We start from the raw sequence: 15,788 nt of genomic DNA, 5'->3' as shown, positions 1-15,788 counted from the left end.
ATAGAATAAACGTTTTTGAAATGAACCTTTTGCTTTTTCACTTATAAAATAGTGCGTTTCTTACTAATATTTTGAATTTTTTCTTAAAGTTTAAATTCTTTTTATATACAATCGGTATTATTTTCTAAGGATCTTAAACAAAACAAATTGCGTATTATAAGGTTAATTATGGATTGACAATACTTCAAAATAAACTTATAATAAATTTAATAAAACTTTATAAAAGTTTACAAAGTCAGGAGGATACGGTTGTACAAGTACACTGATGTAGAATTCAAAGATAAAGTTGGCGATAAAATTGGTAATGTTCGTTTTTTTAAAAAACATTTAAGGAAAAAAGGTTTGATAGGTAATAGACAACAGCTTTCAGAGAAACACATTCAAATGTTTGAGGAAGTTCGCAGATATAAAAGTGAAAACCATACTACTTGGGATGTTGCTTTTAAATATGGATTGAAAAGTGACATACATAAAAGTGTTCCAACTTCTTTCTCAAGAACTTTTATTGAAGAAGGATCTAATAATTACATTGAAGGTATACTTTCTGAGATTCTAGAGACGCTTAAAATGATAGAAAAGAAACTTTAATAAAAACACCCAACTATAGAGTTGAGTGTCTTTAAATTTATCAAATCAATTCTAAATGATAAAACTTGGACAAATCAATATAAACGTTACGCTTATCATTTGTTTTCATATCTTCTATTTCAAGCTCTGGTTTAAAATTCTTAATAATTTTTTCGAAGGAAAATTCAAGATCAGCTTCCTTATTAAGTGATATTTTGGGGTTGTGATTTTCGTTTAAAGCTTTTCCCCATGATTTATAACAGTCTCTTTCAAAATTTTCAGATGGTGGGTTTCGTAATACCTCCTTTATCTTCATTTTATGATTGTAAAAAGTCATTAATATGTGTGGATATTTGATGTCCTTCTCTAGAATAATCGTTTTTCCACTTGCTGAAAATGGATCTCTTAATGCTGTGCTGTAAACAAAGTGTTTAGAGATCATGTAGGAAGCTACATTAATGTAATCAGCTCTCCTTTTAAAGAGATCAAAAGGGAATAAGATGAAAGATTCAGCGATTATTTGCTGTTTTTGAGCGTTATTCAATGATGAAAAAAGCAAAGGTTCAACACTCAGGTCTTCGTCTGCCAAATTTGGCATATACCACTTGTCAGACGCACTTTGTTTTGTGACTTTTTGGAAATACATTCTTAGCAGTTTATTTTTCTCTTCATTTGATTTTACACGAAAATCCGTATAAGTATTATCTAAACCAAATAATTTCGTTAAATCACTCTCTTTTTGGTTCATATTAATAGAAAATCTGGGCGAGTGTGTCACCTCAATTTTGTCAATGCTTGATCCATAAGTAGCGAATTTAATTTCTATATTTTGTATATCTTCCTTTGTTTTTGGTTTTCTACCAAAAAACACAAAAATATCTTTGTAAGCTGTATCATCTGACTCTTTGTTTGAAAGACTCTCAAAAACACTGTTTCCTTTTGACTTCCAATTCCCTGACGCCGAAAATTTAATTTCAACGCCATATATGGTATTATTAGAAAAGGTAACTTTCAAATCGGGAAAAGAATGAGAACCGTTATGTTCTACATTTGAAACGTTGAATTTATTAGCGGTTAAAGAGACTTTCTTCATTTCTTCATAAACATGTTTTTCGAAAGAATCTCCATCCTTGATTCTGTCTTTCAAAGATTTATTTTGTTCAATTCTTTTAGCGATAATATTTAAAAATTCATTAATCATATAAGTTCCTCCTCGGGATATTTAAACAGAAATCATTTACAAAAATTATACTATATGTGTAATGAGGTGACTATAAATGACTACTTTTTATGAAAGTAATCCTTTTGAAATAGATGTCGATACTTTGAATTTGAAAAGTGAAAAAAAAATAAATGTGGTATCTCTATTTAGTGGTTGTGGGGGAATGGATCTTGGGTTTACAGGAGGGTTTGAATACTTAAATAAAAAGTACTCAATCAATCCATTTAACATTATATTTGCAAATGATATTTTTGAGGCTGCCATGAGGGTTTATGAACATAACTTTAAACATAAAGGTGTAAATGAAAGTATAGCTGAAATAGATTTAAGCAAAATACCTAAAGCTGAAGTAGTTATTGGTGGTTTTCCGTGCCAAGATTTTAGCCTTGCTGGTAAAAGAAAAGGCCTTACCTCTGAAAGAGGTCGACTTTACGAGCATATGATAAGGGTTATTAAACACTGTGACGCAAAGATGTTTGTGGCGGAAAACGTCGATGGTATTAGAACTAATAAAGCTGATAAAACTTTAGATGTTTCCGCACTAGATACCATTTTAAGCGATTTCGAGAAGAGTGGATATGAGGTTCAGTATAAAGTACTGAATGCGGCTGACTTTGGTGTTCCTCAAATTAGAAAAAGAGTGATTATTTTTGGTGTTAGAAAAGATATTTATGAAGCTATTTATTATCCAAAACCTACCCATTCTGAATTCGAAACGCAAGGAAAACCATGGGTAACCTCTGAAGAGGCGTTAGATGACATATGGGATAAAATAGACGACCCGAATGTATTGAATCATACTAGTAAAGATTATTCTAAAGCGAAGTTTTATCCCGGTAGGAAAATGCAAGGCAATAATAGAATACCTAAAAATCGACCAGCGGGGACAATCAGAGCGGAACATCATGGTAATATTGAGGCCCACTATAATACCATCTTGCCTGATGATAATGATATGAGAGGGTGGAGAAGACTTTCGATAAGAGAGTGCGCAAGAATTCAATCGTTTCCAGACGACTTTAACTTTGTGGTATCAGCATCCAGCGCTTATAAAATGATTGGTAATGCTGTTCCACCTGTTATGGCTTGGCATATAGCAAGAGCGGCTTACTATACCCTGTCGATCAGTAAAAAAGATCATCAACTGAAGTTTCAACTTGAAGGAGTTAAATAAAAATGACTGACCACCATTTATCTGAATGGTGGTTTTAAATATTTAAAGAGATTTAAAGTAAGGAGGGCGACTTATGGATAACGTAAATAATGAAAAGAGAAGTGCTACTATGAGAGCGGTTAAGTCAAAAGATAGTAAGATAGAGTTAATGGTAAGGAAGGAATTATGGAAACGTGGATTGAGATTTAGAGTTAATACTAGAACTCTATTTGGAAAACCCGATATTTCTATAAAAAAATTAAAATTAGTAGTGTTTATCGATTCTTGCTTCTGGCATGGATGTCCAGATCATAAAAGAATACCTAAAAGCAATATTGTTTTTTGGAAAAATAAAATTGAAAGAAATATAGAAAGGGATAGAATTGTAACTGAATTTTATAGAAACAAAGGGTGGAATATAATAAGAATTTGGGAGCATAGTTTAAGAGAGGATTTTGAAGGGACTGTGAACAAAATTTATAAAAAAATAATGAAATTAAAAAATGAGAGAAAGTAAATATAAGACCACAATGCTCAACACCAAGTTACAACTACGGTTTTTTTGATTTTACCAATTTTTTATAGATTATCTGTAAAGTCGCAAATTAATCGAAGCTATGTCATTAAATAAATTAATTTTTTTATGTTATCCTTTTAAACGAACGAAAATATTGTCCAAAATTATATAGAATTTGTTCGGTAATATATATCAAGAGCAGCCGTTTAATTTAATAAATAATCTATTAATCCAAAGTTTTAGGATAGGGAAGGCAGTCCAGTTTATCCTTCGCTCCTGTTAATTCTAATAGCTCAACTAGACAACACTGAGTTTTAAAGATTTATTTATCTCTATTGTTTTTTAAAAACAAGTTTTACTCTTGCGCCATTTGATTAAATAAGGAAGAGAACTTAAGTACTTTGCCTCTTCCTCTATTTGGATTGTTATGTTAATTTGAAATTATTTCAAATTCGAAAGAGGAGTGGTAGTTGTGCAAGTGAAAGAAATTTTCGTGATTCGCTGTATCTCCTGCTTGAGCGTTGTTTTACTTCATGCGATATCCATGGTCCTTGTCATACGGGGGGAATTGCTTGGTGATGCGGTTCGCGTGATTGAGTCTTTCCGGACCCTCCTGATGTTCAGCACCCCGGCGTTTATTTTTATTTCCGAATTTTTGCTGGCACACGCATACTCCGGCGGTGTTCCGGAAGGTTTTTTGAAAAAGAGATTGAAAACGATATTCATACCTTTTCTATTTATTGCTGTTCTGGATGCCTTTTTAACGGCCGGCCTGATGATGCAGCAGTTTCATGCAGCCGCTATTTTAAACAAGCTGTTGGCCAACATTTTTTTGGGGAATTTCATCGGCTATTTTATCCTCGTGATCTTTCAGTTTTATCTCTTGCATATGTGCTTCCATTCTTTTTTGCAAAAAGCATCGCCAAAATGGGTGCTTTCCATATCTTTTCTGGTCACAGCCGCTTATTTAAGCTATTTTACGTTTGTGAATCCGCCCGTCGTACATGAGCAGGCGCCGTTTCCATTTTCGTGGGTGCCGTTTCCCGGCTGGCTTTTCTATTTTTGTTTGGCATATTATTGCGGGAAAGACTATAAGCGCTTTTTGGCGCTATTGGATAAGCACCGCTATAAGGTTTATGCAGCCGCTATCGTGTCGGCCGTCTCTATTGTTGCGATATCCTACTTCAGCCAAAGTCTAGCGATTTCTTCCAAACGGCCGGATATCTTGTTTTACTCGACAAGCATCATTTTCTTATGCTTCCATCTGTTTTCCAAGCTGAAGTCCGTTCCAAAACTGATCATGTTTATCAGCAACTATTCTTTCTCTATTTATTTGCTGCATGCTTTCTTTCTGATTATCGGAATGGTCATATTAAGCGGTATCGACAGCATCAGTACAGTGCCGGCCGTTGTGCTGCTTTTCTTCGTTTGTACGGGCGGTGCGATTGTCGTTTCTTGGGCCGCCAATAAGCTTAAATACGGCTATATGTTTGTCGGGAAAATTTATCAGCCGAAGCAGAAGAGGCCAGAGCCAAAAGCCCACCACCATGCAGGCTAAAATAGACGAAAGCGAAACATCAGCTCGGCGGAAATCCCGGCCTGATGTTTCGCTTTTTTGTTTAAATTGTTCTCATTTTGACACATGTCAGTTCTATTAAAAGGTGACTTGTTACCTATAATCATAGTATGATAACGATTCTCATTTTCAGATGTGGAGGCATCGACGATGGTTTTAGCAGATTTAAGACAAAAAGAGAAAGCAAAAATCATAGATTTTTCAGAAGTGAATGAATTGGTACAGCGGAGGCTCATTCATCTCGGCATGAAAGAGGACGCGGAAATTTGTGTGAAGCGAAAGCTGCCGTTTGGCGGTCCGTGCATGTTTGAAACAGGCGGGCAGTGCGTCAGTATACGGCTGCATGATGCGAAACAAATAAGGATTGAAAAGCTATGACCCACCAGGAAATTGCACTTTTCGGAAATCCGAATACGGGAAAAACCTCATTATTTAATGCGTTAACAGGCTCCTATGAATATGTGGGAAACTGGAGCGGTGTAACCGTAGAGAAAAAAGTGGGCATGCTCCGCCATAAACAAGGAATGATGATTGATCTGCCGGGGGTTTATACATTGAGTCCTCTATCGCGTGATGAAGGTGTTGTCACCGATTTTTTATTAAAAGAATCGTTTACAGAAGTGTTAAATATCGTAGATGCTTCACAGTTAAAGCGGAATCTTCATTTAACGGTGCAGCTGCTTGAATTCGGACATCCGCTGACGATCGGATTAAATATGACAGATGTGGCCAAGCAGCGCGGCATTTTCATTGACCACGAGGCCATGTCGGAAGCACTGGGCGTTTCCGTCATCCCGATTGTAGCCCGCAGCGGCAAAGGGTGTGATGAACTCAGCCGTCATCTGTTATCACAGAAAGAGAAACGGAAAAAGCCGCTGAGGATGGACTATGGCAGCATATTGGAGCAGGCGATAAGCGAGCTGGCCTCCATCATACCGGATCGTCCCGGCGTACAAAAGCGCTGGATGGCCCTTCAATATTTAGAAGGCAACTCAAAAATGAAGGAACAGCTGGAATCAACGGTTGAGCAAGCAAGATTACAAGAGATTTGCCAGACGGCTGAAGAACGCCTCATCCGAGAAAACATAGCGAAATCTCTGCATCAGCATATTTACAATGTCAGGGAACAGTACATCGATGAAGTGGCGTCGTCTTCTGTTCAATTTCCACAAGATCGCAAGCAGACGTTAACTGAGCGTGTTGATGCCGTTGTGACGCATAAAGTACTGGGAATTCCGATATTTCTGGCATTTATGTATCTCATGTTTATGCTGACATTTGACTGGCTCGGCGTTCCGTTGTCTGATGCGCTTGACGGATTTATCGGCGGCCCCTTGACGGAGTGGACGGCTTCAGGATTGACCGCGATGGGAGCCAGCCCGTTTATCGAAGCGTTGATTCTCGATGGCATCATTGCCGGTGTGGGCGGTGTTTTAGTATTTGTGCCGCAGATTTTTATTTTATTTTTCTTTATATCGCTGCTTGAAGATTCCGGTTATATGGCGCGGGTCGCGATGGTGATGGATCGTCTGATGGAGGCGATCGGTTTAAATGGTAAAGCATTTATTCCGTTAATCATCGGTTTTGGATGCAATGTCCCCGGCGTCATGGCAGCCAGAACCGTTGAACAGCCAAAGGAAAGGCTGCTGACGATTATGCTGACACCTTTTATGTCTTGCTCGGCAAGACTGCCGGTCTACGCTCTGTTTGCAGGGGCCTTTTTTGCGGCGCATCAGGCTTTAGCCGTTCTTTCCTTATATGTTCTTGGAATCGCGGCGGCATTGGCGCTGGCCAAATTTTTATCATCGTCAAAGCTGAAAGAAGAAACATCATTCTTTGTCATCGAGCTGCCGCCGTACCGTTTGCCTCAAGCCCGCACATTATGGCGCTCGACATGGGAAAAAGGAAAAGGATTCGTCCGCAAAGCCGGGACCTATATTTTTGGCGGGTCTGTCCTCATTTGGCTCTTATCCTATACGGGATCGGGCGGAACGGGTGTAGAGATGGATGACAGCTTTTTGGCGATGATCGGCGGTGTGCTGGCTCCATTGCTGATGCCGCTGGGGTTTGGTACATGGCAGGCAGCCGCGTCGCTGTTAACGGGCTTTCTTGCAAAAGAAGTCGTCGTCGCCTCAATGAGCATTATCTATTTTGTGCCTGAAGCCCAGCTGCAAGGCATGATGGCACAACAATTTACACCGCTGGCCGCTTATGGATTCATGGCTTTTGTTCTTTTATATGTTCCTTGCTTGGCGACAGTAGCCGTGATTAAAAAAGAAACGAACTCGAAAAAATGGATGTTCTTGTCCATTGCTTACGGCTTGGTGATTGCTTATGCCATCGCGTTCCTGATTTATCAGGGCGGCAGACTGCTTGGATTTTCATAAGGAAGGGTGTGGCAGCATGCTTTTTAATATTACGATCGGGGCGCTTATCTTCGGATATGCGGCATGGACGCTTTTTAAGCTTGTTAAAAGAAGCCGGAAAGGTAAATGCGCCGCCTGTGAATTGAATCGTTCCTGTCCATCCGCTTGTGATGATGGGAAAATGAAAAACAGCTGAAGTGATCAGCTGTTTTCATTTTGATATCAACACTTCACTCATCAAAGCGTGGGTATTTCCTTCGGTATCTTTAAAAAATGCCATCCACGTTTCCGTTTGCTCCATTTTGGCCACAATATGCGGCTTACCGAGGAAGGAGACGCCTTTACCCGTCAATTTTTCATATGCTCCTGCCAAATCTTCAACTTGAAAATAGATGATAGAACTGGAGTGGGCAAATTCTTCTTTTTCCGGAAGGCTTAGCAGAAGGCGAAGTCCATTGCATTCAAAGAAAGCCATGCCGTCTGTCCGAAATAAAAGGGACAGGCCCAATACATCTTGATAAAATCTCGCCGCCCGGTCCAAATCTTGAACAGGCACCCCGATTTGTCCAACCTTTTGGATTCTCATCGACCATCTCTCCCTTTTTTGTCATTATTAACATTTTACACAATTGATCCCAATATATCGATTTTTTCACAGCATATTTTGTTTCACGTGAAACGGGAGTGGTGGTGTTCTTGTTCAATTATTGTTTTCATGGATGTTTATTGGTAATATGACTTCTGTTGGCGTAAATGGAAAACAGTAGAAAGGGGGCGAAAGTAATGCGAGATCATCAAAAGGCTGAGCAGGAACGAAAAATAGGAATGGAAGGGTTTGTGCACCTTCTCTCACTGATCTTTATTTCCATCTTTATCATGACTGCATACGAGATACCGAGCAACCTGCTCTTGATCATCCTATTTTTTATTGGCAGCGGCTATTATTCTTTTAGACTCGTGAGCAAAGGTTTGTTAAGAAAGAAGAGGGGGCTTGGCTTAAAAGCGGTGTTTCCTACCTTTATCGTGTGGATGATGTTATCTTTTCTCCTTGGTGAGATTTCATATCCATTTACTTTGAAAGGATTATTAAATCAAATATTGATGTTTATTCTATTCTTCGCTCCTTTCTGTTTCATCTTTAATTTTGCTTTTAAGTTATCGAACATCCAAGAAAAAAAACAATAAAAAAGCTGGGATTCCCAGCAATGTTCGTTAGAACATGCTCAGGCTTCCATATCGATGATCATTACGCCCGAGTTAAAATATTTTGCTTCATCACTGATGTTCATCTTTTTCAGCCGTTCATGCTGGCCTGCATCTTCAACCGCCGCTGCGAAATAAGGTGATATGTCCTTGTCCCACAACTTCGATATATCCTCTAATACTAAGGCGTCACAGTCGACATAGATCATTCGTTTGACGGATTCGTCATCAATCAGATCGGGAATCGAAATTCGATAGTAAGCCGCTTTTGTAATATGGCTGCTTTCAACCGCCCGGTCATACTGGCTTTTTTCCACATTAAGAAATGTAATGGGAGCCCCGGATTGGAGTGTCGTCTCTTCCAGACGCTTTTTATTCTCCGGTTCAATCCCCCCGTCGATGACATACAGTTTCACATCGCGCGTCTGATCCATATTCGTCAGCAATGATGCGAACATCACGCTTAAATGCTGTGCGTAGTTATTGTCTGTACAAGAGATAATATGCATGGTTTGGTCGCTTTTCATATGTCTTCCATCTCCTTTTCTTTTTTTGTTCTATTTCCTTTTTTCAAAAAATAAACACCGTCGATAGGCCGAAAAAAAAAGGATCATGCAAGATCCTCAGATTGTATAGCGTCTATTTCACTATCTATTGGAAAGAAGCTGCTTTAAATAAAAGTAAGGATAGCCAACAATGATGAGCGGGGCTGCTAATGCAAGGAGTATCCATGAGCCTGAGTGACTGTCTCTAATGACTCCAATGAATATACAAGTACCGATGAGAACATATAATAAAGCACCTAAAAACCAATACATATTCATTCCTCTTTTTCTTTACACGTGTTCTTTGATTGACTATTTTTGTTTCTATGCTTGTCTGTTTTTTCGTTCGCACTGCTTAATCGATCAGGGCACTGATTTTTTGACACTTTCTCAGTTCTGATTCCTTTTCTTTTTAATGATAAAATTGTGAGATCAATCGATTTCAATGTTGATCATTCCTTTAATGAATAGTGAGTTCCTCATTATTTTAAATATAAATTTGGAAAGATAAAACGTACATAAAGGCAGAACGCATATGTACGTTTGGGCAATGATCATATGTTGGGAACATCTAATGGTTCACTGCACCTTGGTATTGTTGTGTTCCTTCTCTTCCTATAAAATGATTGGATAAATGTATGTTACACGTTCAATGAAATGGGATCGATTTTCATTAGTCTCTTTTCGGTTAAACTGTTAAAGGAAGTGAATGAGGTTTGAGGAATCCTTTCAAAGAAAAGTACTACTTACATGATAGGCGGGCATTAAATATGCTTGCACTCAGAGTGCCGGGCCTGGCTTTTATCCTCATGATTTATGTAGCCTCTATCGTGCTGCAATTTCTGAATGGGAGCTGGTCCATTTTATTGCTTCATGTGTTTACAGTATTGACCGCCATCTTTGCTTTGTTTCATTGGCATTCATATCGCTGGGTTAAGAAAAGGGTCATTCTATATTTTGTACTGCAAGGTTTGATCACTTTTATACTTGCTAATCTCATGACAGGCTTCTTAGTGCTGATCATCATTGGCCTTTATGCATTTTTGATTGGACAGATTATAGGGATGGCAGACAGAAGAAAGACTTTCCTCATCCTTTATTTACTGCTTCTGCTATCAATCAATTTATCATATCAGATTCACAAAGGTGAATATTTGCATTTTCTTGTCATTGCTGTACCTATTATGATCGTGATTATTACTTATGCCGCTACACTTTTTGCCCAAGTCGATGAAAAGACAAAAGCGCAGCTGACTCTTGAAAGACTGGAGCTGGCTCATCAGCAGGTAGAACAGCTGACGCTGCAAAACGAGAGACAGCGTATGGCCCGGGACTTACACGATACGCTTGCTCAAGGGCTGGTCAGTTTAAATATGCAGCTGGATGCGATTCATGTTCATCTCGCCAAAGACAACACAGAGAGAGCAAAAGAAATCGTTCAACAATCTATGAATAGAGTGAAAAGCACATTAGCTGATGCACGTTCAGCGATTGACGATCTGCGCAGCAAATCAGAAGAAATCGGTTTTTTAAAAGAAAGAATTACCTCATTAATGGATCATTTTCAAGAGTCGTCAGGCATGGCTTGTTTTTTAGACTACAGATTAGATCAAGTGCCGGACGTTCGAACAGCTGAAAACTGTTACTACATCATTGGAGAATGCATAGCGAATGCAGCAAAGCATGCTGAAGCAGAAACGATCTCGGTATCCATTTGGGATGATGATAAGAGGAGGCTCCATTTAACCGTCAAGGACAATGGCAAAGGATTTGATGTTGAAAAGGGCAAGAAAAAGAGAGGACATTATGGGCTTCTCGGCATAGAAGAACGCGTCAGAGCAATGAAAGGCCAATTCAATATAAAGAGTACAAAATCTAAAGGAACACAAATTGAGATCACTGTACCAATTCAGGGAGAGATGCAAGATGAATAAGGTTTTAATCGTTGATGACCATCTTGTCGTGAGGGAAGGTCTGAAGCTTTTAATTGAAACGAATGATCACTACATCATCATAGGAGAGGCGGAAAATGGCAAAGCAGCAGTCCGCCTTGCAGATGAATTAAAACCGGATATTATTCTCATGGATTTGTATATGCCAGAGATGAGCGGGTTAGAAGCCATTAAACAAATAAAAGAAAAACACGACATCCCCATCATTATTTTGACTACGTATAATGAAGATCACTTAATGATTGAAGGAATTGAATTAGGGGCGAAAGGATATCTATTGAAGGATACAAGTTCAGAAACCCTTTTTCATACAATGGATGCAGCAATAAGAGGAAACGTGCTATTACAGCCTGATATCTTAAAACGTCTGCAAGAAATTCAATTGGAGCGGATGAAGAAGCAGAGCAGTGATACGCAGCTGACAGAAAAGGAAGTCATTGTTCTAAAAGCAATTGCTAAAGGTCTTAAAAGCAAAGCGATCGCCTTTGATTTGGGCGTCTCTGAGAGAACAGTAAAGTCTAGACTAACGTCCATTTACAATAAATTAGGCGCAAATTCAAGAACTGAAGCAGTGACGATTGCCATGCAAAGAGGTATTCTGACATTAGACTAATAATATCAAATTTGAAATTTGCCCAAACGTACATGCCCGAATGTACGTTTTTTTTATTTCATTGTCCACTACAATGAGAAAGAATGTGATCAAGCAATGTGTTGAAAGGAGATTATCATGTCAAAAATGTTATATAAATTAGGAGGATGGGTTGCTCGCAATCGCATAAAAGTTATATGCGCGTGGATCGTTGTGTTAGTTGCTTCGATAGACCTTGCAATCACGTTAAAACCAAGTTTTTCTGAGGATATGTCCATACCTGACACACCTTCGGAAAAAGCAATGGATGTCATTCAAAAAGAATTTCCTCACGGCCCTGATAAAGGGAGCATACGGGTGATTTTCGGTGCTGAAGATGGAGAGAAACTTACTGCAGAGTCAGCCAAAAAAGCAATAGAAAATACGTTCAAGGAAATCAATAAAGATGATTCCGTTGACTCGATTGCAAGTCCTTTTGTTACAGGAACAATCGCGAAAGATAGCACAGTTGCCTATGCTGATATTAAGTATAAATATTCAGCAGATGATATAAAAGATTACTCTATCAAACACTTAAAAGACAGTTTGAAATTGGCTGATGACGAGGGGTTACAAACTGAGCTAAGCGGAGATATACCAGGAGCCGAGATGGAGATAGGCGGAGTGTCTGAAATTGTCGGCATTATCTTGGCCTTTGTAGTTTTAGCCATTATATTCGGCTCCTTATTAATAGCAGGTTTGCCGATTTTAACAGCACTGATTGGATTAGGTGTAAGTATTGGGCTTGTTTTGATTGGGACACAAGTATTCAATATTGCTTCCGTTAGTCTTTCATTAGCCGGAATGATTGGCCTTGCAGTTGGGATTGATTATGCTTTATTTATTTTTACGAAGCACCGCCAGTTTTTAGGTGAAGGTATACAAAAAAATGAGTCCATTGCGAGAGCTACAGGAACAGCTGGGAGTGCAGTCGTTTTTGCCGGACTTACTGTTATCGTCGCACTTTGCGGATTGACTGTCGTTAACATTCCTTTTATGTCTGCAATGGGGCTGACAGCAGGGCTTAGTGTACTGATGGCTGTTCTCGCTTCAATCACGCTTGTGCCTGCCGTCTTGTCGATAGCGGGGAAACGGATGGTACCGAAATCAAACAAGAAAAAAGAAAAACAAAGCGCTGATACAAATGTCTGGGGACGCTTTGTCACAAAAAATCCTATTATGCTAAGTGTATGCAGCATTCTCATTTTGCTCGTTATTAGTATCCCATCTATGCATTTGGAGCTGGGCTTGCCTGATGCAGGGATGAAAGCGAAGGATAATCCAGATCGCCGGGCTTATGACTTGCTTGCCGACGGTTTTGGAGAAGGATTTAATGGTCAATTAACAATCGTAGCGGATGCCGCAAGTGTGACAGAAAATAAGGCGGAAGCCTTCGCAGATGCAGTGAAAGAAATAAAGGAACTGGACCATGTAGCGAGTGTCACTCCTGCAATGCTTAATAAAGAAGGGAACTTTGCCATCATTACAGTAGTTCCTGCAACAGGTCCAAATGATGCAGCAACGAAGGATTTGGTAAAGGATGTACGCAGCTTATCAGATAAAAACGGGGTAGATTTGCTCGTTACTGGATCGACTGCAGTGAATATTGATATTTCAGATCGCCTTAATGATGCGATACCGGTGTTTGCTGTACTCATTGTTGGTTTTGCGTTTGTATTGCTGACAATCGTATTCCGTTCGTTGCTTGTGCCTCTTGTTGCTGTTGCAGGTTTCATATTGACGATGACAGCCACTCTTGGAATCTGTGTATTTGTTTTACAAGACGGGAATCTCATCGACTTTTTCAAAATACCTGAAAAAGGGCCGATACTCGCGTTCTTGCCGATTTTATCTATTGGGATACTGTTTGGATTAGCCATGGATTATCAAGTATTCCTTGTAAGCAGAATGCGTGAAGAATATGTGAAAACAAAGAATCCAGTCCAAGCGATTCAAGCTGGATTAAAACACAGCGGTCCTGTTGTTACCGCAGCCGGCCTGATCATGATATTCGTTTTTGCAGGATTTATCTTTGCTGGTGAAGCTTCTATTAAAGCCAACGGGTTGGCTCTTTCCTTTGGTGTGCTCTTTGATGCATTTATTGTACGAATGACACTGATTCCAAGTGTGATGAAGCTGATGGGGAATGCAGCCTGGTATTTGCCAAAATGGCTAGACAAGATTATTACGAATGTGGACATAGAAGGGCATCAACTCACGAAGGAAATACAGCCAGAAATAGATCATGAACAAAAGAAACAAATCAGTATGTAATAGAAAGCAGATCTTTTACGAGATCTGCTCAGATTGTTGACAAAATCCCAAAACGGTTTTTTGTTTTGGGATTTTCATCCCTTCAGCGTGTCGAGAAAATCTCGACAGCCTTAAAAGCTGGGATTCGACCCAGCTTTTTTACTTATTCTCCTCTGCGCGCTTCACCAGCATCTCCGTAATCAAATCAACCTGTTTGCTGACAGAGATCGGATCGTATGGATAGTAGGTGTCGAAATCATTGATGAAGACGCGGTTGTTTTTAACAGCGTCTAAGTTTTTCCAGATGGAAGATTCCTTCAATTTGTCGAGTGTTTTGCTGTCGCCGTTCGGGTTATAATTTGTGACGAACATATAGTCAGCGGCATACTCAGGCAGAACTTCCATGGAGATTTCTTTCATTTCTCCTGTTTGAATGATGTCTTTTTCGATTTTTTCCGGCGCTTTTAAGCCGAGTGCGTTATAAATCGCTTGGCCTCCGCGGCCGCCGTTGTCGTTGAACACCCACAGCTTTCCTTTGTCCGTGTTTTCATAAATGCCGAATGTGGCGTCTTTGTTGATCACCTTGGCGATTTTTTTCCGTGCGTCTTTTGATTGCTGTTCAAAATCGGCGAGGAATTGCTCCGCTTCTTTTTTGGCGCCTGCCACATCGCCGAACATCTTCACCGTTTCCTGCACATTTTTCGCCGTGTTATAAGGAATCACAACGGTTGGCGCGATTTTCGAGAGCTTGTCGTAATTGTCATCTTTCATGACGACGATTAAATCGGGCTTGAGCTTCATGACTTTTTCCACATTGATCGGATCGCCCAGATCGGTGACATCTTTCAGCTTATCCTTCAAAAACGGATTGGTGAAACTCCATGAGCCGGAACCGACCAGATTTGCTCCGACAGTCAGCAATTCACCGGCGTAGTGGTCTGTCACGATGCGCTTTGGATGTGTCGGAATCTCCACGTCTCCGCGCGTCGACTTGTACGTTTTTGTCGTTTCTGCAGCCGCTTTTTCGTCGCCGCTGTTTCCGCTTGATTGCGATGCACTGCTGCATGCGCTGACCAATAAACACAACATCATAACCAAACTTATAATAAATGATCGCTTTTTCACTGGATCCTCCTGTTTATGTCAAGCACTTCAATTGATAATGATTCGCATTATCAATGTAAATATAGCAAACAAGGCCTCATTCGTCTATCATTTTTTTGCTTTGTATGATTACGGATGTTTTGGATAATTTGTTACTATAAACATAAAAAGGACTGATTAGAGATGGCAGAAACACATCCGGTGATCAAAAAATTGCAGTTCAAGGACTTCGGATAGCCCGTGCTCATTTTAAACGCGCCTGCATCTTACGGTGACATCATGGCCGCATTTCAAGGCGAGGTCCATCAGCAGGCGAATGATGGCAAATATGACTTTATTCAAGTTTTTGGCGTGACAAATGAAAATCTCCAGGCATCCGCCATAAAAGCGGAGCAGCATCTGGCGGAGGATGGCCTGTTTTGGCTTTGCTATACGAAAAAATCGTCCAAGGCATACATTTCAGACTGCAGCCGCGATACGGTAGCCGGCCTGCTTGCCGATCAAGGATATGAACCTGTCCGCCAAATCGCCATTGATAAAGATTGGTCAGCGCTCAGGTTTCGGAAAGCGGAAAACATTAAGACAATGAAACGAACTTTTGCGGTGACTAAAAAAGGTAAACAGCGTACGGAGAAAGAATCATAACAGGACAGGCAGTCCGAACAATGTTCATCTTGTAAAATAAAGTACACAAAAAAG

17 protein-coding genes and 1 pseudogene are annotated in these 15,788 nt (G+C 39.7%); 12 read left to right on the top strand and 6 right to left on the bottom strand.

All coding sequences use genetic code 11. The annotated features are described in order from the left end of the window. Positions 1 to 249: 249 nt before the first annotated feature. The gene (locus tag BTA30_RS05025) at positions 250 to 588 is read left to right on the top strand and encodes a hypothetical protein (RefSeq protein WP_076760021.1); all 339 of its coding nucleotides are present in this window, start codon (positions 250 to 252) and stop codon (positions 586 to 588) included. A 40-nt stretch (positions 589 to 628) separates the two neighbouring features. Here the strand turns inward: BTA30_RS05025 and BTA30_RS05020 are convergent, their stop codons facing one another. Then, positions 629 to 1,768: a hypothetical protein gene (locus BTA30_RS05020; RefSeq protein WP_076760018.1), complete on the bottom strand. Its 1,140-nt coding sequence runs from the start codon at positions 1,766 to 1,768 to the stop codon at positions 629 to 631. 76 nt (positions 1,769 to 1,844) lie between these two features. Here BTA30_RS05020 and BTA30_RS05015 point away from each other — a divergent pair, with 76 nt between their 5' ends. From BTA30_RS05015 to BTA30_RS04990, 6 genes are all read left to right on the top strand, one after another. Further along, the gene (locus tag BTA30_RS05015; protein ID WP_076760015.1) at positions 1,845 to 2,963 is read left to right on the top strand and encodes a DNA cytosine methyltransferase; all 1,119 of its coding nucleotides are present in this window, start codon (positions 1,845 to 1,847) and stop codon (positions 2,961 to 2,963) included. A gap of 73 nt (positions 2,964 to 3,036) precedes the next feature. Next, positions 3,037 to 3,459 (top strand): very short patch repair endonuclease, encoded by a 423-nt coding sequence (locus BTA30_RS05010; protein WP_076760013.1) that lies wholly within the window; start codon positions 3,037 to 3,039, stop codon positions 3,457 to 3,459. 472 nt (positions 3,460 to 3,931) lie between these two features. Beyond that, positions 3,932 to 5,017 carry an acyltransferase family protein gene (locus tag BTA30_RS05005; protein WP_076760011.1) on the top strand — a complete coding sequence of 362 codons (1,086 nt, stop codon included), beginning with the start codon at positions 3,932 to 3,934 and terminating at the stop codon, positions 5,015 to 5,017. A gap of 168 nt (positions 5,018 to 5,185) precedes the next feature. Beyond that, positions 5,186 to 5,413 carry a FeoA family protein gene (locus BTA30_RS05000; RefSeq protein ID WP_076760009.1) on the top strand — a complete coding sequence of 76 codons (228 nt, stop codon included), beginning with the start codon at positions 5,186 to 5,188 and terminating at the stop codon, positions 5,411 to 5,413. Further along, entirely contained in the window at positions 5,410 to 7,422 is a 2,013-nt protein-coding gene (gene feoB, locus BTA30_RS04995) for a ferrous iron transport protein B (RefSeq protein WP_076760007.1), read from the top strand. The genes BTA30_RS05000 and feoB overlap by 4 nt, the downstream gene beginning before the upstream one ends. A gap of 16 nt (positions 7,423 to 7,438) precedes the next feature. Then, entirely contained in the window at positions 7,439 to 7,597 is a 159-nt protein-coding gene (locus BTA30_RS04990; protein WP_076760267.1) for a FeoB-associated Cys-rich membrane protein, read from the top strand. A gap of 15 nt (positions 7,598 to 7,612) precedes the next feature. Here the strand turns inward: BTA30_RS04990 and BTA30_RS04985 are convergent, their stop codons facing one another. After that, a complete protein-coding gene (locus BTA30_RS04985) occupies positions 7,613 to 7,987 on the bottom strand; it encodes a VOC family protein (RefSeq protein ID WP_076760005.1) in 375 nt (124 codons plus the stop codon). A gap of 167 nt (positions 7,988 to 8,154) precedes the next feature. Between BTA30_RS04985 and BTA30_RS04980 the strand changes: the two genes are divergently transcribed. Next, on the top strand, positions 8,155 to 8,586 hold the full coding sequence (locus BTA30_RS04980) for a DUF6773 family protein (RefSeq protein WP_239693598.1): 432 nt from the start codon (positions 8,155 to 8,157) through the stop codon (positions 8,584 to 8,586). A gap of 41 nt (positions 8,587 to 8,627) precedes the next feature. Here BTA30_RS04980 and BTA30_RS04975 read toward each other — a convergent pair. The 3 genes and pseudogenes from BTA30_RS04975 to BTA30_RS22680 all read right to left on the bottom strand — a co-directional run. Further along, positions 8,628 to 9,131: pseudogene (locus BTA30_RS04975) on the bottom strand (glycosyltransferase family 8 protein); the annotation flags it as partial. Positions 9,132 to 9,251: 120 nt separating this feature from the next. Next, positions 9,252 to 9,428 (bottom strand): hypothetical protein, encoded by a 177-nt coding sequence (locus BTA30_RS22685; RefSeq protein WP_094777292.1) that lies wholly within the window; start codon positions 9,426 to 9,428, stop codon positions 9,252 to 9,254. Further along, positions 9,425 to 9,595 carry a hypothetical protein gene (locus BTA30_RS22680; protein WP_094777291.1) on the bottom strand — a complete coding sequence of 57 codons (171 nt, stop codon included), beginning with the start codon at positions 9,593 to 9,595 and terminating at the stop codon, positions 9,425 to 9,427. The genes BTA30_RS22685 and BTA30_RS22680 overlap by 4 nt, the downstream gene beginning before the upstream one ends. A 324-nt stretch (positions 9,596 to 9,919) precedes the next feature. Here BTA30_RS22680 and ydfH point away from each other — a divergent pair, with 324 nt between their 5' ends. The 3 genes from ydfH to BTA30_RS04960 all read left to right on the top strand — a co-directional run bounded on the left by ydfH (position 9,920) and on the right by BTA30_RS04960 (position 14,006). Then, the gene (gene ydfH, locus BTA30_RS04970) at positions 9,920 to 11,083 is read left to right on the top strand and encodes a two-component system sensor histidine kinase YdfH (protein ID WP_076759999.1); all 1,164 of its coding nucleotides are present in this window, start codon (positions 9,920 to 9,922) and stop codon (positions 11,081 to 11,083) included. Continuing rightward, a complete protein-coding gene (gene ydfI / locus BTA30_RS04965) occupies positions 11,076 to 11,714 on the top strand; it encodes a two-component system response regulator YdfI (protein ID WP_076759997.1) in 639 nt (212 codons plus the stop codon). The genes ydfH and ydfI overlap by 8 nt, the downstream gene beginning before the upstream one ends. A 117-nt stretch (positions 11,715 to 11,831) precedes the next feature. After that, positions 11,832 to 14,006, top strand: coding sequence for an MMPL family transporter (locus BTA30_RS04960; protein ID WP_076759995.1), 2,175 nt, complete (start codon positions 11,832 to 11,834; stop codon positions 14,004 to 14,006). A 138-nt stretch (positions 14,007 to 14,144) separates the two neighbouring features. Here the strand turns inward: BTA30_RS04960 and BTA30_RS04955 are convergent, their stop codons facing one another. Further along, positions 14,145 to 15,110 carry an iron-hydroxamate ABC transporter substrate-binding protein gene (locus tag BTA30_RS04955; protein ID WP_076759993.1) on the bottom strand — a complete coding sequence of 322 codons (966 nt, stop codon included), beginning with the start codon at positions 15,108 to 15,110 and terminating at the stop codon, positions 14,145 to 14,147. Positions 15,111 to 15,329: 219 nt separating this feature from the next. On the opposite strand from BTA30_RS04955, the gene BTA30_RS04950 reads away from it, so the two are divergent. Further along, the gene (locus BTA30_RS04950; protein ID WP_239693599.1) at positions 15,330 to 15,734 is read left to right on the top strand and encodes a DUF3052 domain-containing protein; all 405 of its coding nucleotides are present in this window, start codon (positions 15,330 to 15,332) and stop codon (positions 15,732 to 15,734) included. Positions 15,735 to 15,788: the final 54 nt, after the last annotated feature.

This window comes from Bacillus swezeyi (genome assembly GCF_001969815.1).
Lineage (GTDB): Bacteria > Bacillota > Bacilli > Bacillales > Bacillaceae > Bacillus > Bacillus swezeyi.
The sequence above is the reverse complement of the archived record's forward strand: the minus strand, read 5'-3'. Positions and strand labels throughout refer to the sequence as shown.